Genomic DNA, 22,949 nt, shown 5'->3' on the forward strand with positions numbered 1-22,949 from the left:
AAATATTATAATTATTTATTAATTATGGTTCTAAAGTACAATCCATATGTGCATCACCATTTCCGTCACAGAAACTAGAGTTGATAACCTTGATAGTCTGAGCAGCCCAACCTGTAACCTCATTGGTAAATAAACCACCAGTGTCATCGGCTAATCTTTGTCCAATATCATAAATAGGAGTAAATCTTCTCAGAACTGGACTAATATGTACAGCCGGATCAGATAATCTGGCCGCTTGTGAGGCTGAATAGAGAACATCAGGTAAACTTGCATCATAATCTTCGTTTTCATGAATAATTGAATTTCCTCCGCAATAAGCGGCTTCATCAGATACTGGAAGTACCACTCTCTGGTATCCAGGTTTCCAATTATACCCCTCTATAATTTTACTAATAGCATAACCCCAGTTTTCCAAACGTCCGGCAAACTGATCAGAATTATTGCTATGGCATGCTTCATCAAAATCTGGTATATCACCATTTATAGTGACTGGCACATTTATATCATTACTTGTATTGTCATAAAAGCTCAAATACCTAACCTTTGGATAATTTACATTATCATTTAATGCACAGTCTGTATAAAGAGCTCTAAATACCTGCAAAGCTTCGTCCAGCCAGCCACCGTTATTAGGGAATATAGATTCAATATCATCAGCATCATCATCCGTCAGATACACAGGTGTATATGGACGATCTGGTGTGTCGGTACCATCACTATCGTCATAAGCCACTCCTCCATCATTGTCACCCAGTACATATATAGTAATACGATAGTCAATCTCCTGATGATCCTCCTCTAAATTTGCAACCACTCCCTGAGTAGCAGTACACAATGCTTGCGCATCACCTCTCATACTGCCAGACATATCAAAAACATAAACTAAATCAATATTTTTTTCTATTTCATAAGCTGGATCAAATCCAGTGTCGCAGTCTTCATAGCTCTGGACTACACCATCTCCGCAGTATCCCCCGGTATTTAGACAGTCACTACACTCATATTGGAAGCTGGGGTCTGAAAATATAGTAATATTATCTCTCTGACGTGGCCATGGATAAGAAAATTCTGGATCAGCCACATTCCAATCACAGCCTTCACCAAATAGAGTTTGTTGGATATTATCTCCACAATAGCCACCACCTGAAGCACTCTGTTGACATCTATTATTACTCGTCATATCACAAGTATAAGTACGGGTGAAATCAGATTCTGCCGGAGTCGGCCTGTCGGGATAATCAAGGCCATCACAAATTTCATTGTAATCACTCTGTACTTCGCCGTCTCCACAGTAGCCACCAACACGGCCGTCACAATCATAATCATCACAGACATACTGATTTATTAGAGAAGTCTCATTTGGAGAATAGAGGTCGCCAGCTATAGCAGGATCGCAGGTTTCTTCATAAATATCTTGAATAAAACCATCACCACACCAACCCGCTTCAGTGGCAGTACAGCGACCATAATCATTGCCAGTGTCAAAATCCCAAAAAATACCAGACATACGGCACTCATATTGATTAAATTTTGAAGAATATTCTGGCAGAGGCGTTTCATAGTTGGTATCACATATTTCCTGAAAAGCATATTCTAATATTCCATTACCACAATAATCACCCGTAAATTGGCACTGATTGCTGCAAGTGTATGTATTGGCCGGACCAGAAGTATCTGGACCGGGCGCCACATAACCAGCATAATCACACTGCTCTTCTGGAAAATTTACTTCACCATCGCCACAGGCTCCAGTATAAGGATCACCGACAGTACATTCTACCACACAACTATTACTACAACGCACAGCCCCGCCCTCTGTACAATCCCAAGTGTCCAAGCCATTAGGATTGGCACTATTATCACACTCTTCTACGCCGGGTGTCCAAATTCCATCTCCGCATAAAGCCGCCGGATATGAGCCCCCATCACCCGTACACATCACTTGACAACCACTACAACTGATAGAATCTCCATCATCACAAGAATACCCAGACGGCAGATTGCCATCACAATTTTCATAAAAAGTTTGTACTGCGCCATCGCCACAATAACCTCCACACTGGCTAGCAGTAAATGGTGCTTGGGATCTATCTATAGGATACCACTGACAACCAATAGAGTTGCCGACTGAGTCAAGTGAACCAGGAGGATAGCAACCAATAGTCTGCTCATTCCACCAAGGATGATTGCCATTGGTAAGAATATCCGGATTAGAGTTGGGAGCATCTTGAGAGCAAGCATAAGACCAAAAGTTACCATCACACTCCTCTTGAACCCAACGTCCGCCAGAATTGACACAATCAACAGAATTATCACAATTAGGGCAAGAAATTGTACAATATGGTTCTGTATCAACAATGCCATTACCACAGTTTGGCCAAGCAGCTGCTCCTGGAGAATTTTGTACTGCATCATCACAATATATACCCAAATCGGACGCTAAACCATAAAGAGTAGACCAGCCTGACGGTACAAGACTACTGGCAAAAGTAACACCGCCAGTATCATACATATCATATTCAAAATTAGCTCGTAGAGTAAAACCTCTACCAAAATCAAGCGAGTTATAATAATAGATTAAAGAATTTGTCGGACAGAAAAATTCTAAAGTTGATTCAGACCAACAGGTATCTGTATTATACGGATCACTACAACCATCTATATTAAAACGATTTATAGGGTCACTTGGGATAGACATACCCAAAGCACTTCCTAATGTAGCTGTCCAGGACGGCCAGCGACTATTTGTCAACCCTTGTAAATATGAACCAGCGTTCAATGGTGGGTATTGTTTTATACATTCTCCCCCTGGACAATCCGTAGAGTCATTACAGGATATACTACTATCATAGCTACAGCTGGCATGCGCCTCACCGTATGACATAATAGATCTTTGTATAGCTATCAAATCTGAAAGCCTCTTGGTGTCACGTCGTAATTTTAATTTCCTAGCCTCACAATAATCATTTTCTCCTGGACAATCATAATCTGTAGAGCAGGATAAACCGGAAATATTACATATATTAGCTGTATTTTCTGTAATGTTTATATTTAGTTTAAAATTAGAAACCATTTGATTAAAAATATTTATAGTACTTGGCCTAGCCCCTATATTGTGAGCTATTATATAAATATTTGTGTATATATTTGTAGTTACGTTACTAGCAGCAATATATAAAGTGTTGCCCACTTTCAGTGCCTCATAACCATCAATTGATACTAGAGAGCCTGTATCAGATGGATTTGGGGCGTTTTTCAAATACCAATCCATTACTGATAAGTGCTCTGAATTTTGTATCACTCTAATACCAATAATATCCACCAAGGAATGACTGGCATTAGTATATAAGGTGATTGGCCCAGCCCAATTCGACGATGGAAAATCATCACAAGTGTTGCTTGTGGCCGCTATCCTATAGCGGTATTCTCTATCCAGTTCCAAATCTTCAGGATCAGTCCAAGAGTTAGCACCAGCTGGTGCTGTAGCATAATTTTGCCAATCAACATCATCACCAATCAACATTCTTTGAACTAAAAACCCGCTGGTCGGTCCATTAAGATCTGGATCATAGTTTGGTTGATTCCAAGATAAATGCGCATTTATACCATCAAATGTGATGGCAAAATTACGTGGCGTAACTGGACCGCATAAAAGCACACCATCTTCAAAAGCAAAGGCTGGTTTATTAAACAATTTAGTAATTTTTTGCCAGACAGACTCTTTTGTCTCTGTCTGATAATCATCATAATAAGCCAAACTACCAAAAGCATTAGTACCAGACTTAACTGTAAGATAATTTATTGTAGAAATAAATTCACGATATACGTCAGGATCATCTGGATTATTTAATGAAGGAATAGCTAAATAAGGTAATATATTATCACCTGGTAAGCCTGAGTACTGGCAATAATAAGTGGAAAAATTGGTACTAGGCATCTCCGGATCAGTCCAAGGATAAGAAGATAAGTTTGGCCATGGCTCTTCACAAAGCATCACTTCTACCAAAGCAGTGTCTCGGACTATATGCCCTGGATCATCTGTAGAATTTTCTACATCAACAGACAATACAGCTTGGCCATTTGTAGGTTGGGCAGTACCGTCTGTCTCTTGGTCACTGTCTAGCACAGAAAATACTACATCATCACTAAGTTGGGTAGAATCCCAAGTATAATCCAAAAATGTACCCGACAATATCGCACCACTAATATCATAAACAGTAGCTATATAAGTATGTTGATTTCCGCCAATAGCCGGACGGCTATCTCCCGGACAATTATTAATTCCCGCACAATTAAACAAATCACTATCAATATATAAATCATTGCGACTTATATCTGCACTGTGTACCTGACAAATACGGTCCCCAGCTGTAAACATCCATCCCAGTCCTCCCATTGGGGTGGTAAATAATCCAGTCGGGTCAAGTGATACGCCATTGACACTAACAATAGCATCAGTATTAGCAAAAGAAATCCAATAATTCAAGTTTGGATTAAGATTTATATCCGGATTAAACATAGCCTGAGTACCATTGGTAGTTTCCCTAAATGTCCAAGTACCAGTTACTTCACAAGTGCCGGCACATTCTTCATAAAAACGACCTTGCGAGATAATACTAGCTCTATTCATAGTCTCGCTAAATTCTATATTTGGAGCAATATTGAGACAAATATTGGTCTCAAGATGATCAGGATTGATATCCACCACCTCTGGCGTCGGATATACAACAGGACCGGAGATTATAATATTAATATCTCCTGGGTCAGTGGATACTGGAGGACTTGTCCCCTCAGCTACTGTAACATTTACCTCCGTATGTTCACCGCCTACTAATGGTGGTGAGGAATTAGTGGTAACATCAGTTGTTTGAGTCAACGGACTACTAAACACAGCTATGTTTGGCGTGTCAAAAAACCAATTGTAGTTACAAGTAGGACAATTTATGGGCTCTTCACCACAAACCACGCTGTCATGGATAGTCTGTGCTATATAGTTACCCAAAGGCTGACTAGCTCCAGCTGTGACATTTTGTGGTTCTACTCTAGCCCTATCAACTCCGCAATCAGCGGCACCAATACCAAAAGTATAGGTATAACCAGCGCCATTGTATAAGAAGCTTAAATCTGTATTTTGGATAGTACCATCTAAAACCACTCTGTAGTCATGTCCGAGCACAAACGGAGTATGATCTATCAACACTTGTCTATTTCCAATTGTAGTCAACAAACCGGTAATTTCTGTGCCTAATGTGTCATCATAGATATGGTAATTACCAGGCAGTGAGACGGTTCTTAAATCTGAATTAAAATATATAGTAACATCAGCATTGCTACATGATCCATCACAATCTGGATAATGATTGGTCACAAATAAAGGATCCACAGTGCCGGCTGTATCTATTTCAAACACTCCACTATCAGGCTCCACAGTGTCTCCATGTTCATTTATCAAATTAACCATTACCTCAACTGTACCAGCATCTGTAGTCTGATTGTCCTGTACCTCTACAGATTGCAAAATATTGGAACCAACGATAGAAGCAAACCCGTTGGAAAGGCTCCAATCATAAGTACAAGCAGTACAATCAAAAGTTACGTTACTACATTCTTCACTGCTCCAGGTACCATAAGCTTGATATACCCAAGATTCGCCTGGCGTAGTAATGCGCCTGTAATCAGGACTTACCAGTGCTCCCGTAGCAAAACACTCACTGTCGCCTGTACCAAAATTCCAATTTATGTCACTCCTTAATACACTTCCGTCAATTCCCTCAATGCCAGCTGGGACCGTGACCGTAAAATTATCATTTCGGCCAATGCCAGTATAATTAAGTTTTATACATTGAGGATTTGATGGCCCCATCCAGTCCGCACCATTAAAATGTTCACCTGTAGCGGCGCTAAGTATAGAAAATCCAGTGGCTGGTATACTGGTTGACTCTACATCTTTATCAAAACAGACTCTGACCAAGGAAGTAGTACAAACCGCTCCGCAAGTTGGCTCAACCAATGTATGATGTAAGTCAAGATCCAGTGCGTTGCCTCCACTTACATTGATGGTCAAATTAGTGCTAGCGCTAGCCGGACCATAGTCACCGCTTATATCCAAATCTATAGGCGCCGTACCATTTGGGCCAAGAGGACGCGCCCAAACCTGCCTAGCACCTGTATCAAGTGTAAAATAAGTAGCTGGTTCATCAGTGCTCCAAGTATAATTACAAGGACCATCATCACACTGTATAAAATCTGCTCCGCAAATTCCAACTTCTCCATAAGTATAAGCAGTATACAATATGTCATTTAAATTGGTGACCGTCAGTCCATCCGGACGTATATAAGCACCGGCCAGCTCACAATTTTCATCGCCGACTGAAAAATTCCAAGATTTCTCAGCTCCCAAAGAATAACTATATGTATTTATCAAATCTGCTGACAATATTACTTTATAATTTTCTTGGGGTATAAAATCAATATGATTTATAGTCAATAATTCATCAGATATTGTATAGCCATTTACATAATTTAAACTATTGTCATAAGTGTTGCAATTTGTATCTGTACACCTATAAATTGCTATTTGATCAGGATATGTGCCGTCAATATCAATAATACTGTCAAGCTGAGTTGAAAATATGGCCCAAACTCCGGCATTAAGACAAGAATCATTACATCTTGGTCCATAATCAAGTAAACTGAGTGTTGGAGCCAAAATCATAGACTGCGATGTACCACTTATTGCAAAATCTAGATTTTGGGCATTGATGCTTGCATAGTTTGGATCAGGCAAAAACTGAGTAGCATTTGGACCACCCTGCATTATATTGTAACCTCTATTTATATTTTCATTATCTACATCATTAAGAAGCAGTGTGGCATAACTGGCAATCGGAGCCGGATCAGGATCCAAAGACCAAGCCCAATCATAATTACCACCACAAACATTACAATTATCAGCTACTGGCGTAGAATAAAATTCTCTCTCAGACCCTACATATATATCTGAAACATTTCTTTGCGGGCTGACTACTACATTAGACACCTCACAGATATTAGTATCATTTCTGACTCTAAAATACCAATCAAAATCTGGATCTTCCATGGTAGGATCCCAAACATCACCGCCCCAAGATGACTTAAATGATCCCAACACTACTCTGTACCATCTTCCGGCATCTAGCCTAAAAGCTTCGTCTAGACCTGGATTAAATTCTACACCCTCTCTACTACTATTATGATTTATAATACTTAAATTCCCATCTAAAGAAGTAACCTCACACGATCCTGGAGCAAAACCAGTTAAGTCAGGATCATGGTTACAGGCATAAACTCTAAAATTGTCAGAGTCCAACAAATCGGCATCTACAACATTTCTGGTAAACAAAATTGAAATATTAGCATCAGTAAATGCATCTACAGATGACGGATAAGAAATAAATCCCGTAACAGCGTCTTCCCACTCATGACCATCAGGCCAGGGTGATGGGGACTGTACATCAGTATCACAATTATAATTATAATGAATACCAAAAGGATCATCTTCAGTATAAAAATTCCAAGAATAATAACAAGCATTTATATCCACACCACAACTGTCAGTACAATAATCTCCGGTTGCCTCCGGACAACAGACATAAGACTCTCCATAAGCTGCCTGGCAAGATTCAGTGTTTTGACACTCACCAACTGCAAAATTTACTTCATTACTTGTATCTCCGCCCGAATCTTGGACATAGACTGGTCCTGTGACAGCTCCAGCTGGCACAGTGAGATTTAATACCTGATTGTCATTCCAACTGGCTGGCGGTATTACTCCGACAGATTGTTCGTTGTAAAAATATACACTGCCAGGAATAGCTCCAAAATTTTCACCAAAAATATCTACATCATCATAACCGGCCGGACCGTTGTTTGGATCAATCAAACAAATCCCAGGTGCCGGATCACCAGACTGTATTTCAAACGAATATGACTCACTGATAGCCGAGTCTGACCCCCTGACAACCACCACTTCATAATTTGTATCCAAAGTCCAGGCAGCCTCCGGTACCTTGACTAGTATCTGACTGTCTGACCAAAAACTATCACCACACATTACCGGGAAGGAGTCATCTCCTCGGACATTCAAACCCGACGGGTCAAATCTGACCTCACCTGAACTGCCAAAGCCAGAGCCCATGATAGTAATATATTGCCCGACCGGGCCGCCGGCTGGTGATATCTCATTTATAATAGGTAGCCCACCCGAAGAAATAATAGCAGTAAAAGGATATGGGTTACTAATTTCTCCAGCGTCAGTATGCATAGTTACCCCAAAATAACCGGCTACATTTGGCACCTCAGCAATAGCATAAGTACCAGGTGGTGTAACATCTGTGACACTGGTGTCATAGCTGACGACCGTATCAAAATAAGCTTGGTCAGTAGTTTGAAAACCAATACCATCTATAGTTATATCCTGGCTATAATATCCTTCGCTGTCGCTTAGAGCACAGATACTTGGTCGGATAATCGTATCATTTCTTTCAAAGGGATAAGGATCTGATTCCAATCCACCAACTGCAGCACTCTGGACCACTGTCAGATCTCCGACACCAACTACAGCATCAGCCGGTACCCCAATTATTATATAGTTATTTGTCCAAATATTTACACATGACCCATTGCTAAGATAAGAAGGTAAATCACCTTCAACCCAACCTGGACCTGCTAGTGATTCAAAACGAACCACACCCATATCATCACCAAAATTATAACCAAAAATAGTTATCAAATTACCCACTGCCCCATCTTCTGGCGTAATATTTTCAATAACAGGCGCATCATCTCCTCCTGTGCCACTACCAGCTGTACAGACATCTTCTTCTAGACACGAGTAGTCTGCATAACAACAACCAGAGGCACAATTACTGTCTGTATCACAAAGTACAACAAAAGGAAGTGAATCCCACTCTGTGCCAACTGTCACTGTCACCTCGCTGGAAATGGCATTTGGCAAATTGGCCAAATCAAGAGGCACATTCATATTAATTTGAGTATCTGTCCAATCTCCTATTCCTAGTCCTAAAGTAGTATTATCCAATGTCACTACCGCTGCACCATCCCAACCTTCCATAGAAATATTTTCCTCAAAATCAGTAAAACCGGTGCCCGTTGCCTGGACATCAATACTGGTCCCACTAAATGCTTCTTCAGGAGATAAACAATTTAAATTTAAAGTAGCCAGTCCTGGAGTAACTACAAATGAAATAGCGTCATCGGTAATATTTCCCAAATCATTGGTCAAAAATACATCATAGACCCCCTCAGCCAGAGTATCTGGCACCCTAACTCTGACCCAAGTATCTTTCCACTGTGGATCAGCACATACCACTAACTCGACAGTAAATCTTGTACCGCTTGAACGCTCCTCCAATTGCACCATACCAAGACTATCCGGACTGCTATTTCCACTTACTGGCAACCTATCAAAGTGATAACCATAAATTGTCAGGTTACTTCCGGCTGGTCCGTTTTCACGATTGAGTTTACAAATACGCGGATCAGTAGTATCTGCCGGTGCATCACAGCCGATCGTACCACCCGGTGGTATTGTAGTACCACCACCTGGACCACCAGCCCCCGTTTCATTATATAGTGATTGCAACACAAATCTAGAAATTGCATAAGCTGAGACAATAATTACCAGTCCTATCACGGCGCTGATTATAAGTAGCTTGGCACGTTGTACTTTGTCGGAATTTCCCTGAGAGGTCATCCACAAGAACCCTCCGTAGAGTATAATCAGTACTGCCAAGATACCCAAAAATCCCAAAAAGATATTGATTATCCCAGCCACCGTATCTTCTATAGAGCGGCTACCCAAAGCTATATTTGTACTGGCCAAATCATTTATACCAAAAACATCTGAAGCCAATGCCTTGTGCACAGACACAAACCCTAGAGAAAATATGCTAATTAATACAGAAAATAATTGTCTCATTTTTATATTTACCCCACACCTTTTATAAAGCGCAGGAAACTTACTAATTATACCCCTAACTTTTTATTTAAAAGGTGCGGGGTGAATTTTTATAAAATTTAAAATTATGGCGTACCAATTGCCCCAGTGCATGGTCCTCCCGAACAATCTGGTGTGGTACAAGTGCAAGAATTATCTCCTGCCTGACAAAGACAAGGATACCAACAATTTTGTCTGGAATCTTTAATACCAGAGCTAAGAGTTGGTGTATATATAGTAGTAGGAGAAAATTTGTCATGATAAATATTTATAACATTTCCCCCACTCAAACCAGTCCAATAATTTAAAGCCCCGACCGAGCTGTCCAAAGAAATATTACTAGAATTTACTGAACTAGAAAGTAACTCTTCACTAAACTCTACGCTAATTGGTGCGTTGAGGTCGACGTCTGTTATTTCTTCCATTTGAGTGATAAAAGGTGGTGTTAAATCCAAAACATTATTGGTGGTAAAAGACCAAACATAATCACTACCAGAGCAACTGGTTCCACAATCTAAGACATTACCGGCCATATCAACTATTGCCTCTTCTCTATCCGCCACCAAATCATCAGTAGCTGTGCCTGATACCAGACCATTTATAGTTTCGTCACCTGGTAAACAAAATACAGAACCGCCGCAAGAATTTTCTCCACAAAATTGATCAGTAATAAACTCTACCGTACGATATTGATTGGATATTGTATAGCGTCCGCCTAAATTTCCAGAGATAGAACCGCTGACAATGACATTGTCAAAACCATCTGCGGTAAAACCAGCTGCTGAAATAGAATCCACAGCTTCGGAAAAATTGATCTGCACAGCACTATTTTTTGGATTATTTGTTGATCCATTAGGAGGCACAATATAAGTCACTGTCGGTGGAGTCAAATCAAGCTCAGTTCCTACTGTAAAACGCCAACTATAAGCCCCGCTGACAAAAGCACCTGTGCCGGCTAATGTCTGGATATTACCTAATTGCATAGTATGTCTGACATCAGCACTAGGACTACCCAGATAAGTAGTACTATCGCCATATGGATTTATCAAAAATTCATCCTGACCCTCTCTGGTGGTCGCATTGTAAGGAATAAAAATAATCGGCAAATCAACTCCTGTAATTGCGTCAGGATTACCTTGAGCCAAAAGACTTATATAATCTGAATTAACTACACAATCAACACCTGGTGTGCAAGCTGTATCTTCTACCATGTAGGCAATATCAATCGGCTCCTCAAAAGTCAGATAAATATTGGTATTTCTTGGCACACCTACTGCATCTCTAGGAGGATAGTGGCTCTCCAGTGCCCCAGCTCCCAAACCCACACCACCAATAGCTCCCCCGCCACCTGAGCCACCACCTGTACCAAAGGTATTATCATAGCCTTCACGCAGGACAAATCTGGCTATGGCATAAGAAGACAATACTATAACAAGACCAATCACACCATTTATAATTATCTTCTTAGCTCTATCAATTTTTTCGGTGTTACCTTGGGATGTCATCCATATAAATCCACCGTATAGAATTATCAAAGTTGTCAAAATCCCCAAAAATCCCAAAAAGATATTGACAATGCCGGCAATAGTTTCTTTTAGGTCTTTTGTACCCAAATTTACACCGGACGAAGCAAAATCATTGACACCAAATACATCGGCCTGAGCAGGGGCGCTCAAAGACAACAAAAAAATAACTGCAAAAAAGAAAATAAATAATACAGTTATTTTTTTAGATTTTAGCATGGGTTCTTTATTTAATTATAAACTATGTTTGTATTTTTTGTTTTACCAATTGACTGACCAACTTTCCGTCAGCCTGCCCATTGGTCTTGGCCATTGTTTCTTTCATTACTTGTCCAAAATCACTCAATCCGCTAGCCAAGACCTCATCTATAATTTTTGAAATTTCAACTTCGGAAAGCATCTGAGGCATATAAGCCAATAAAACTTCAGCCTCAGCCTGCTCACGAGCCAACAAATCATCACGCCCGGCTGACTTAAAAGACTCAATAGCATCCTGACGCTTTTTGAGTTCTTTTTTGACTACCACTATCACATCTTCATCATCAAGTTTTTCAATCCTTTTTTCAATAGCCAAATTTTTCATGGCACTTTTAAGCATCCTTAAAGTAGAGACTTTAAGCTCCTCTCTATTCTTGAAAGCTGCTTTGAAATTTTGATCAATAGTTTGCTCTAAAGACATTTTTATAGTATAGACCTGATTTTATCGCTTTTTTCCGCGCTTGGCATCAAATTCATCTATTTTTCCAATCCTTTTTAGATGTTCAAAACGAGAACTAATATTTTTGCGACGAAGCGCACTGTCTTTTTGTTCTCTTTTTGATTTATCTTTAGTAAAAAATCTGACTTTTTTTGCTTGTAAAATTTTTCCACTCTGGATTGTTTTTTTAGTGAATCGGCGGATCAAGCTTTCGAAAGATTCTCCATCTTTACGCTTGACTTCCAACACTATAATCACCTCCGTTTCTAATAATTTTTTATCAACTTATCTGTGAAAAGAATAACGCTAAAAAGCGATTATTCACATCATTATAATGACAAATTTTTAATTAAAAGTCAATAGAAAATTAATTATCTTGTTTTTCAGTCTTTTTGAGTTTTAGACTTTTAGTGGTATTGGTAGAAATTCTCTTCCTAACTTCATTGGCAACCTTTCTAAAATCCACTATTTCCTGAATACCGCTTTCCATATCGCGGATAAGAATAGTATCATCAGATATTTCTTTCTGTCCTAAAATCAAAGTATATTTAGCTCCTTTTTTATTGGCTATCTCCAGCTGGTCTTTGAGATTTTTCTTGGACATATTGGCTATGACTTCAAAACCTTGGCTTCTCAAACTCTCCAAAAGACCCAGAGCCTTCTTGCGCGCTTCAATTCCTAACTGAGCAATATAAATATCAAAACCTTTATCCTTGTCAAATTCTACTTTATTCTCTTGTAATTTCATAATCACTCTTTCTATACCAACTGCAAAACCAACTGCCGGAGTAGGACGACCACCCAATAATTCTACTAAATCATCATAACGACCGCCACCGCCCAGAGCATTGAGCTTGCCGTCACGACTATCAACTTCAAATATTTCCCAGGCCGTTCTTGTATAATAATCCAAACCCCTGACTATCTTGGAGTCAAGATTATATTTGATATCCAATTCATCCAAGTATTCCAAAACAGACATAAAGTGCTCTTTGCCAGCTTCAGACAAATAATCCACCATCTGTGGGGCTTCTTCTGATATTTCCTGACACTTTTTATTTTTGCAATCAAGTAAACGTAGAGTGTTTTTGTTTAATCGGACCTTGCAATCCTTGCATAAATCTTTACTTTTTTCCTGATAAAACTTTTTCAAAACTTTGATATATTCTACTCGACTGTCAGTGTCCCCTACGCTATTTAGGTGTATTTCTATATCTAACCCCAATTCTTTTAAAATAAAATAAGAGACAGCAATCATCTCAGCATCTACCACTGGATCATCATCGCCTATTGCTTCAAAACCAAACTGCCAAAACTGTCGATAACGTCCAGCTTGAGGATTATCGTGTCTAAATTGAGGACCAATATAAAAAAGTTTTACTGGCTGAGGCAGGTTGAGCATACCGTGCTCAATATAAGACCTGACGACACTGGCTGTGTTTTCCGGACGCAAAGAAATTTTGTCACCACCCTGAGTAACAAAAGAATACATTTCTTTATTTACTACATCTGTTGATTCGCCTACTGTTCTTTTAAAAAGATTGGTAAATTCTACAATCGGTGTATCAATTCTAGAAAATCCATAATTTTTAGCAAAATTATCTACCACCTTACGTACAAAATTCCAATACACCTGTTCATCCGGCAAAATATCTTTCATACCCTTTATCAATTGCACACTAGCCTTTTTTCTTTTAGTTGCCATAATAATATTATTTTAATAACTTGGTAAATTAAAAGTATTCAGTCTGTCTAATGGCCAACCTCTAAACCATACTCGGCCGACTATACCGCTTTTTTGTATAGGACCAAGCTGCCTGGAATCAAGACTATTGACCCTGTTATCTCCCATGGCAAAATACTCATCCAAGCCCAAAGTAATTTTGGGATGATCATCAGAAGAAAAATTAGCAATATAAGATTCTTCTAATATTTTATCATTAATATAAACACGGCCAGCTTTTAATTCTACTTCTTCTCCGGGCAGGCCTATGACTCTTTTTATAAAATAAGCCCTAGTATTTCTAGGATCTTTTAAAATAATAACCTCACCTCTTTGAGGACTATTAAAACGATATGATATCTCATCAATAACCAAATATTCGTTTTGATAAAAATTTGGCTCCATAGATGCACCTTCTACATAAAAAGGCTGAACTAAAAATAATCTTATTGGCAATATAATAGCCAAAGAAATCAAAACCACTTTGACCACTTCAAAGATTAAAATAGCAAATTTTTTGGCCCAACTAATGCTTGGTTCTTCGTCATTTTCAGAAAAATGGCTAAGATCAAAGTCTTGACCCTCTAAAGAGTTCTCTTCTAAAGAGCCCTCTTTTTCTAAATGTTCTTCTTGTGACATAAATATATCTTTTATTTTAGACGATTAATAGGCTTATTATACACAAAGTATCTACTAAAATCAACAGCAAAAAAGCTTAAAAATAAAAGGGAAAAGCTAACTTTTATAAGTTGACTTTAATGTCTTTTATTAGTATAATTCATATACTCTACGGGTGCAAAATTCATGGATTTTAAAAAACGGAAAATTAATCTTTTGGACGAGGCCAGTCAACATGGTATATACAATCAAGACAGCTACCATGAACCTAGTAAAAATACTGGTCCGGCCATAAAAAAAGAAAAGAAAAAATCTTCAGGAAAAAGAAAATGTCTTTCCTGCTTTTTTATATTCCTGATTATTACATTCTTTACTATGGCCAGTATTGTTTCGGCTGATAACGATAGTTTCTTAGCCGGAGTAAAAAATAGTTATTTAGTTAGGCAAATCACTCATATAATATCTAGCAAAGAAAAATACCTAGAAGGAGAAAAAGAAGATAGAATAAATTTTGTTTTGATGGGTATGGGTGGCGAAGGCCACAATGGGCCGTATCTGACAGACACGCTAATGATAGCTAGCTTCCAGCCAAGCACCAAAGAAGCCGCTATATTTTCATTGCCCCGCGATATGATAGTGCCTATTACTCCAGGCAATTACAAAAAAGTAAACTCTGTTTATACAATTGGCCAAAATAATGGTATTGGTGGCGGCCAATTTGTAAAACAAATTATCTCAGATACTTTTGACATTGATATTCATTATTTTGCGGCCGTAGATTTCCAAGGCTTTATAGAAATGATTGATGAAATCGGTGGTATAGATATCAATGTTGAGACATCTTTCGTAGACAATCAATTCCCTACTTATGATGAAAAATGGCAATCCGTATCCTTTCAGGCAGGCTGGCAAAAAATGGATGGTATCACGGCTCTACACTATGCTCGTAGTCGGCATGGCAACCATGGAGAAGGTTCTGATTTTGCCCGTATCAAAAGGCAACAAAAAATTATCATCGCCGCCAAAGATAAGATGACTTCCTTTAATACTCTGATAAACCCCAAAAAAATTACCAATTTGTTTTCTATGTTTAGTAAATATACCACTACTGACCTAGAGCCTTGGGAAGCTGTCAAATTAGTGCATCTAGCCAAAGACTTGAACACCCAAAAAATAGTAACCCAATCAATTGATGATCGCCCAGGTGGATATCTAAAATCTGGGATAGCTTTGGATGGCGCTTATATACTCCAGCCTACTACCGGAAACTTCTCTCAGATATCAATGCTTATAAAAAACATCTTTGATTTACAAAAAGTATCTGATGAAAATGCCAAGATAGTCATACAAAATGGCACTACTGTACCTGGCCTAGCTTTGAAGGCTGTTAATTATTTGGATCAAATGGGGTATAATATAATAAGATATGGTAATTCTGAAGACCAAAGTAAAGTTTCTACTGTTATTTATGATTATACTGGCCAAAAAAATCAGACCAAAGAGTCTCTAGAAGCTATTTTCCAAAGCAAAACAAAAGACAAACCTCCTTTGGAATTTTCTAGTTCTGTCATTGCTTCCAACTGGGGAATATATGATGATAATGGTGACCTAGACCAAATAGACTTTTTGGTTATATTGGGTCAAGATCAGATAGTAAATGAAGATATTGAAATAGTCACCACTATTGATCCCCTTCTCCTCAATACTTCTACTGCCAGCTCTACTGATGACACGACAAGTGAAGAAACTACTAATCAAGAAGAGGAATAATAATATTTATGTCTAATTTATATAATGTAGCTATAGTTGGAAGAGTCAATGTCGGTAAATCTAGTTTATTCAACAAGCTAATCTCCAATCGTAAGGCTATCACATCATCAGTAGCTGGTACTACCAGGGATCGTAATTATGCTGTCTGCTCTTGGAGAGATATTGATTTTAGTTTGGTAGATACAGGCGGACTAGAAAGACAATCTGATGATGACATAGATCAGCAAATAATAGAGCAGGCTAAAGTGGCTATAGATGAAGCTGATCTTGTTTTATTTGTAGTAGATACAAAAACAGGTATTATGCCAGCTGATAATGAATTGGCCAAGAGCCTAAGAAAATCCAACAAACCAATACTCTTGGTGGCAAACAAAGCAGACAACCAAAGAACCAGACAGTCAGTCGCTGAATTTTACAAATTAAACCTTGGTGAGCCCTGGCCAGTGTCTGCTCTCAACGGTACTGGTACTGGTGACATGTTGGATGAATTGGTCATAAAACTCAAAAAAATAAAGAAAAATAAAGTAAAGAAAACTTTTGATACAGATGAAAAAAAGATAAATGTTTCTATCGTTGGAAAACCAAATGTTGGAAAATCTTCCTTGGTAAATGCTATACTAGGAGAAAAAAGAGTGATAGTATCAGCTATTCCACATACCACTCGTGATGCCCAAGACATAGCATTTAAATACAAAAATAATAAAATTGTTTTTGTCGATACTGCTGGTATGAGAAGAAGAAGTCGGAAGTCTACGGATCCTTTTGAAAAACAATCTGTTGATCAAAGCTTGGAAACCATCAAAAAATCAGATATTGCTATACTGGTTACTGATGTTTCCAAAAAACTAACTTGGCAAGAAAAACACCTTATTGATGAAGTATCAAGCTCCGGATTAGGTCTTATCATAATTGCCAACAAATGGGATTTGATCCCAGACAAAGACACCACCACTGTGCAAGAGTACAATAAGTACTACAAAGGTTTTTTTCCTTTCATTACTTGGGCACCAATTGTTTATATTTCAGCCAAAGACAATATCCGCATAAGCAAAGTCTTGGATTTGATTTTGGAAATACATGAGCAAAGAAATAAAGTAATTTCTGATACTATCTTGGATAAATTTTTGAGAAATATCATTAGAAAACATAAACCTTCTCGAGGCAAAGGCACTATGCACCCTTATATTTATAGTCTTGTCCAGACTGGCAGTAATCCGCCTCGCTTTGCTATCAAAACAAACTTCAAATCTGATTTACATAGTTCATATTTGAGATTTATAGAAAACAATCTAAGATATAAATTTGGCTTTTCAGGCACTCCTGTCAAAATAAATGTAGTAAAAAGCCAAAATACTAAAGACAAAAAATAACCTCTCGCTTGACTCGAGACGAAAAACTATGAGACTTTTTATTGCCCTGGGCAATCCAGACAAAGAATATGAGCACACCCGCCACAATTTTGGCTGGTTAGCTATTGATTCTTTGGCTACAAAAAAAGAATTAAATTGGACCAAAGATAAAGCTAGTAATAGTCTGGTAACCAGCTTCTTAAACGGCCGAGAAAAAATAATATTAGCTAAACCGCTGACTTACATGAATGATTCTGGTAAAGCTGTAAAAGCTCTAAAAAAATATTATAAACTCCCCACCAATAAAATAATAATTCTCCATGATGATGTGGATCTGCTATTTGGCAAGATAAGACTTTCCAAATCACGAGGCGCTGGTGGTCATCGTGGGATAGAATCAGTAATCAAATATCTCAAATCCAAAGATTTTAAAAGAATCAGGCTGGGTATCGGCCCTCAAAAAGGTAAATCAGAAGAATTTGTCTTAAAAAAATTTAACTCTGAAGAAAAGAAAATGCTAACAGAAATAATTGATACCAACTACCTGATAATAGAGACTCTTCTAGAAAAAAACTTTGACAAAGCGGCCAATAAATACAACTAATAAAAAAACAACCTTCGAGGTTGAATTAACCTCGAAGGTTGTTTTTTTTATATATAATTCAACCACTCTAGAAATGTCCTGACGCCAAATCCGACACCACCAGTAGGAACATAACTATTAAATGGTTTTTCTGCATAAGCTGGTGCGGCAATATCAATATGCGCCCAGGCTACATCGTCTTCCACAAAATATTTCAAAAACCAAGCAGCCAATATAGAGCCCCCCAAACGAGTGGTGCCTATATTTTTTATATCGGCAATTTTGCTTTCATTAAAATCCTTATACTCTGGTGCCAATGGCATTTGCCACAGGCTCTCTCCGGCCAAATTAGCCGATCTAAGCAAATCTTTACTTAACTTGTCATCTGAACTAAACAATCCCCCATACTGTGGCCCCAGAGCAAACATAATAGCTCCTGTCAAAGTAGCAATGTCTACTATTTTTTTGATATCTTGTTTTTGGGCATAAGCCAAAGAATCTGCCAAAGTAACACGGCCTTCGGCATCGGTATGGCCTATCTCAATAGTTTTACCTTGCATATTGGCCACCACATCCCCTGGTTTGATAGCACTGCCTGAGGACATATTTTCACAAGCAGCAATAATGCCGTGCACCTCTACCTTTGGTTGAAGCTTATCTATCACTGAAAATACTCCTAAGACAGCTGCCGCGCCACCCATGTCTATTTTCATCTGCTGCATACCTTCCCATGGTTTGACATTTAGTCCTCCGCTATCAAAAGTAAGCCCTTTGCCCACTAAGGCAATTTTGTCTTTTGCTCTTCCTTTTGGTTTATAAATTAAATGAATGAATTTTGGTGGCTGACTTGAGCCTTTACTAATACCTAAAAAAGCATCCATCTTCAGCTGAGATATTTTTTCCTTGTCAAAGACTTTGACTGTTATATTTTTATTGTTTTTGGCGATAGACAAAGCCTCTTCAGCCAAAAAATTTGGCGTCATATGACCGGCCGGCTCGTTGACCAAATCACGGCCTTTGGCTGTGCCCTGGGCCATCAAACGACCAATCTCAAAACCAGCTCTAAATTTATAAGCCTGTTTCTCAGCCGAATAAATATATAACTCTTTAATGTCTACTTTTATTTTACTTTTATCGTTTTTTTTATATTTTACAAATTCATAATTAGCCAAATACAATCCCTCGGCTATAGATTGAGCCAAACGAGCTGCGTCGCCAGTCCCTTTTAGCCAATATTTTACATCCAGACCTACTTTTTGAGCACTATATTGTCTTAAATAAATAATTATATTTCCGGCTAATTCACGCCATTCCAAAGGGCTTAGTTTTTTTTCTTGGCCAGTACCCAAAATTACCACTGATTGATTGTCATCATGTATCACAAAACTCTGACCAAGCTCGGCCGTAAAATTTTCTCTTTTTAGCCTTTTTAAAATTGATTTTTCATCATCATAAGCAAGACTGCTTATCAATTTTTCAGCTTGCCCCTTAGCGGTCAAAACAGGAAAAAACAATATTTCAGCCTGTTTATCCTCCAACTGGGAAAATACTAATTCCATATATAAATCTATTAACTAATAAGTTTTGTAATTTAACACGAAAAAACCCTATTTGTCCAGTTTTTTAGACTAATTTGACAAAATTATAATCTATGCTATACTTTAGTCAACTAAAGTAAACATATGGAAAAATACAACAAAAAAACCGAAAATCTTATAGATGCTATTTTGGCTCTAAAAAATTCAACCGAAGCCAAGCGCTTTTTACGGGATCTTTTGACTAGTGCAGAAATAGCTGAATTTTCCAATCGCTGGCAAGCTGCTCAAATGCTTAATAAAAAAATACCCTATACTGAAATTATAAAAAAAACTGGCTTAAGCTCTACTACAGTAGCTAGGATATCAAAATGGTTAAATGGCAATGTTGGTGGCTATAGATTGATGATAAATAAACTAAACCACCACAACAATCCTCTCCCTGGGAAAGGATTACGTTGATATTTTATATTTGATTTATAAACGTAGCCCCTTCCCGAGTGGGAAGGGGTTTTTGATCTGCCCAAAAGGTCATAATACTATCCTTTGCAAAGGAGAACAACATGTGTCAGAGAGAAACGCTTAGATTTGAATCAATCGAACAGGTCAAACAACACTACTGGTCTGGGGAGATTGATCTGGAAACAGCACAAATTCTGGCTGGGATGCTTACTGTCCATAGCCCCTGCCAGATTATTTCTGACGGAAAGGAGTTCTTGATCTTCAAAAAAATTGAGGACTCAAATCCTCAATTTGACGATTACCCTGAAGTAGACCACGGTTATTAAAAATCTAGACTCAGAGTCTAGTCCCAGTTCTCATGAGCTGGGTTTTTTATATCCAACCAAAATCTATACCAAAAATTTTGAACAGCAAAAATACAAGAAAAGCCAAACGAATTGGCAATATCAGATGAACTTTTGTTTTGGTGTTTATAAAAGTAAGAATTATATTTAAAATAAAAAAAGGTAGCCACAAAAGAGGTGAATAAATAGCTATTATCAACTCTCCTAATCTGTCACATACAATATCTACCCAATAGCCGTGCCTGGTCGCTCTGTTATATTTGCGGGCAATGACCCCATCAAACCAGTCAAGAAGTAGTGACAAAAACACAAAAATAAAAATCCACCAATCCAGAGGATACAAAAAAGCAAAAGCCAAAACAAAAACCGATATAATGGATACTATGTCAGGATTGATATTTGGCAGTGGTACTCCTTCCATCACAAAACTGTCCAGCCATTTACGAAATCTTATCATCCAATAATATTTTACAGGGGTATTCATAATATTATTAATTATAAATTAAATCAGCCGGCGGCGCAAAGCGCCGCCGGCTGATTTTCTAAATAAAAAGTAAAATTAATTCATTTGCAGTTTAATACTAGGCCCCATAGAAGAAGTCAAATATAGAGACTTCAAATAAGTGCCTTTCACGCTCTGTGGTTTTGACTTTCTCAAAGAATCAAAAAATACATTAAAGTTTTCTACCAACTGAGCATCATCAAATGATATTTTGCCAATACTCAGATGAACATTAGCATTATTATCATTTTTGTATGACACCTTACCTTTTTTCAGTTCGGAAACCATCTTAGTAACATCAGGGCCAATAGTACCAGTTTTAGGATTTGGCATAAGGCCTTTTTGTCCCAAAATCTTGGCCACCACAGCCAACTTTGGCATCATTTCTGGAACTGTGACAGCAATGTCAAAGTCAGTTTTAGAAGTCTTTTTGATTTCTTCAATCAGCTCTTGGCCGCCAGCAATATCTGCACCAGCCGCTTTGGCTTCTTTGACTTTATCTTCTGGTACAAAAGCCGCTACCTTAACTGTCTTGCCAGTACCGTGTGGAAGGACAACTGAGTTTCTGATAATCTGATCACCTTTTTTTGGGTCAATACCCAAATTGGCATGCACTTCAACTGAAGCGTCAAATTTTACTTGACTAGTTTCTTTGACCAATTTGACAGCTTCTTCAATGCCGTAGACTTTATCAGCTTCAATCTTGGCCCTAGCTTCTTTCAAACGTTTACTTATTTTTGCCATATTATTTATTATTTGCGAGGTTCAAACGCTCAGCCGACAAGATGAGCTCCCTTCTAAAAATTATTCCTCTATCTTTACGCCCATCTGACGGGCAGTACCAGCAATTATCTTTTTAGCAGCTTCAATATCATTGGTGTTTAGGTCTGGCATTTTGGCCTGAGCTATCTCTGTCAACTGTGTCTGAGTAAGCACACCAACTTTTTGCTGCAAAGGTCTGCCTGATCCGCTTTTGAGGTTTATCTTTTTCTTTATCATCTCAGAAGCTGGAGCAGTCTTTAATACAAAATTAAAAGTCCTGTCCTCATAAATTGTCATCTCTACCGGGACAACTTCTCCCATCCTGTCTTTGGTAGCTTCGTTGAACTGAGTACAAAAAGCTTGGATATCCAAACCATGTGGACCGAGCGCTGTTCCAACCGGAGGAGCTGGTGTAGCTTTACCTCCTTGAATTTGTAATTTGACAATTTGTTTGATTTCTTTTGCCATAAAATTTTATTATTTTGTGAGGTACAAACGCCAGTTCAACTATCTGGCTCCCTCAGGATTATTTTATAATTTCTTAATTTGTAAAAAGTCTAACTCAACTGGAGTTTCACGACCAAACATGGAAACAAGCACTTTGGCTTTGCCTCTAGCTTGGTCAATATCGGAAATTTTACCTTCATAATCTTTGAATGGTCCATCAGTAATCTTGACCACATCGTCAATATCAATATCAATCTTAAACTCTGGTTCTTCTTTGCCCATTCTCTGCATCAGTTGTTTTATCTCCGCCTCTGAAACAGGAGTAGGAGTAGTACCAGAACCCACAAAACCAGTAACATTTGGAGTGTTTCGGACGACATACCAAGAAGCATCAGTCACCACCATATTTACCAAAACATAACCGGGAAAGATTTTTTCTTTGACGGTTTTTCTTTTACCATTTTTGATCTTTATCTTGGTTTCAGTTGGAATCAAAACATCAAAAATTTTATCTTCCATATCCATAGATTCAATCCTCTGCTTGAGATTGCGAGAAACATTTTCTTCATATCCAGAATAGGTGTGTAGGACATACCAGCGTCGACCTTGTTGTGCTGTTTGCTTTGGCATATTTTTA

General features: G+C 38.2%; 16 protein-coding genes. 5 read left to right on the forward strand and 11 right to left on the reverse strand.

Annotated elements, in window-relative coordinates; translation table 11 throughout:
* Positions 1–22 precede the first annotated feature (22 nt).
* The 6 genes from KKH39_05075 to lepB form a co-directional block, all read right to left on the reverse strand.
* Positions 23–9,979 carry an Ig-like domain-containing protein gene (locus tag KKH39_05075; protein MBU1203385.1) on the reverse strand — a complete coding sequence of 3,319 codons (9,957 nt, stop codon included), beginning with the start codon at positions 9,977–9,979 and terminating at the stop codon, positions 23–25.
* A 104-nt stretch (positions 9,980–10,083) separates the two neighbouring features.
* The gene (locus KKH39_05080; GenBank protein ID MBU1203386.1) at positions 10,084–11,739 is read right to left on the reverse strand and encodes an Ig-like domain-containing protein; all 1,656 of its coding nucleotides are present in this window, start codon (positions 11,737–11,739) and stop codon (positions 10,084–10,086) included.
* 22 nt (positions 11,740–11,761) lie between these two features.
* Positions 11,762–12,199, reverse strand: a complete 438-nt coding sequence (locus KKH39_05085; GenBank protein ID MBU1203387.1) for a GatB/YqeY domain-containing protein — start codon at positions 12,197–12,199, stop codon at positions 11,762–11,764.
* A 21-nt stretch (positions 12,200–12,220) separates the two neighbouring features.
* The gene (locus KKH39_05090; protein ID MBU1203388.1) at positions 12,221–12,475 is read right to left on the reverse strand and encodes a 30S ribosomal protein S21; all 255 of its coding nucleotides are present in this window, start codon (positions 12,473–12,475) and stop codon (positions 12,221–12,223) included.
* A gap of 109 nt (positions 12,476–12,584) precedes the next feature.
* Positions 12,585–13,922 carry a histidine--tRNA ligase gene (gene hisS, locus KKH39_05095; protein MBU1203389.1) on the reverse strand — a complete coding sequence of 446 codons (1,338 nt, stop codon included), beginning with the start codon at positions 13,920–13,922 and terminating at the stop codon, positions 12,585–12,587.
* Positions 13,923–13,934: 12 nt separating this feature from the next.
* Complete coding sequence (gene lepB, locus KKH39_05100) at positions 13,935–14,579, reverse strand: signal peptidase I (protein MBU1203390.1); 645 nt, start codon at positions 14,577–14,579, stop codon at positions 13,935–13,937.
* Between the two features lie 165 nt (positions 14,580–14,744).
* Here lepB and KKH39_05105 point away from each other — a divergent pair, with 165 nt between their 5' ends.
* Genes KKH39_05105 through pth form a run of 3 tightly spaced genes read left to right on the forward strand, consistent with a single transcriptional unit; the run spans position 14,745 to position 18,281 of the window.
* Positions 14,745–16,328 (forward strand): LCP family protein, encoded by a 1,584-nt coding sequence (locus tag KKH39_05105; GenBank protein ID MBU1203391.1) that lies wholly within the window; start codon positions 14,745–14,747, stop codon positions 16,326–16,328.
* An 8-nt stretch (positions 16,329–16,336) separates the two neighbouring features.
* Positions 16,337–17,698 carry a ribosome biogenesis GTPase Der gene (gene der, locus KKH39_05110; protein ID MBU1203392.1) on the forward strand — a complete coding sequence of 454 codons (1,362 nt, stop codon included), beginning with the start codon at positions 16,337–16,339 and terminating at the stop codon, positions 17,696–17,698.
* A gap of 28 nt (positions 17,699–17,726) precedes the next feature.
* Positions 17,727–18,281: an aminoacyl-tRNA hydrolase gene (gene pth / locus KKH39_05115; GenBank protein ID MBU1203393.1), complete on the forward strand. Its 555-nt coding sequence runs from the start codon at positions 17,727–17,729 to the stop codon at positions 18,279–18,281.
* Between the two features lie 47 nt (positions 18,282–18,328).
* Here pth and KKH39_05120 read toward each other — a convergent pair whose 3' ends face one another.
* Entirely contained in the window at positions 18,329–19,819 is a 1,491-nt protein-coding gene (locus KKH39_05120) for a leucyl aminopeptidase (protein ID MBU1203394.1), read from the reverse strand.
* Positions 19,820–19,942: 123 nt separating this feature from the next.
* Between KKH39_05120 and KKH39_05125 the strand changes: the two genes are divergently transcribed.
* Positions 19,943–20,257: a hypothetical protein gene (locus KKH39_05125; GenBank protein MBU1203395.1), complete on the forward strand. Its 315-nt coding sequence runs from the start codon at positions 19,943–19,945 to the stop codon at positions 20,255–20,257.
* A 101-nt stretch (positions 20,258–20,358) separates the two neighbouring features.
* A complete protein-coding gene (locus KKH39_05130) occupies positions 20,359–20,583 on the forward strand; it encodes a hypothetical protein (GenBank protein ID MBU1203396.1) in 225 nt (74 codons plus the stop codon).
* A gap of 46 nt (positions 20,584–20,629) precedes the next feature.
* On the opposite strand, the gene KKH39_05135 is transcribed toward KKH39_05130, so the two are convergent.
* From KKH39_05135 to nusG, 4 genes are all read right to left on the reverse strand, one after another.
* Positions 20,630–21,085, reverse strand: a complete 456-nt coding sequence (locus KKH39_05135) for a CDP-alcohol phosphatidyltransferase family protein (protein ID MBU1203397.1) — start codon at positions 21,083–21,085, stop codon at positions 20,630–20,632.
* Positions 21,086–21,160: 75 nt separating this feature from the next.
* The gene (gene rplA, locus KKH39_05140) at positions 21,161–21,847 is read right to left on the reverse strand and encodes a 50S ribosomal protein L1 (GenBank protein MBU1203398.1); all 687 of its coding nucleotides are present in this window, start codon (positions 21,845–21,847) and stop codon (positions 21,161–21,163) included.
* Between the two features lie 60 nt (positions 21,848–21,907).
* Positions 21,908–22,333: a 50S ribosomal protein L11 gene (gene rplK, locus KKH39_05145; protein ID MBU1203399.1), complete on the reverse strand. Its 426-nt coding sequence runs from the start codon at positions 22,331–22,333 to the stop codon at positions 21,908–21,910.
* 63 nt (positions 22,334–22,396) lie between these two features.
* Positions 22,397–22,942, reverse strand: a complete 546-nt coding sequence (gene nusG / locus KKH39_05150) for a transcription termination/antitermination protein NusG (protein ID MBU1203400.1) — start codon at positions 22,940–22,942, stop codon at positions 22,397–22,399.
* Positions 22,943–22,949: the final 7 nt, after the last annotated feature.

The organism is Patescibacteria group bacterium, assembly GCA_018819405.1.
In the GTDB taxonomy this organism is placed as follows: Bacteria; Patescibacteriota; Patescibacteriia; order UBA1558; family GWA2-36-10; genus XYD1-37-29.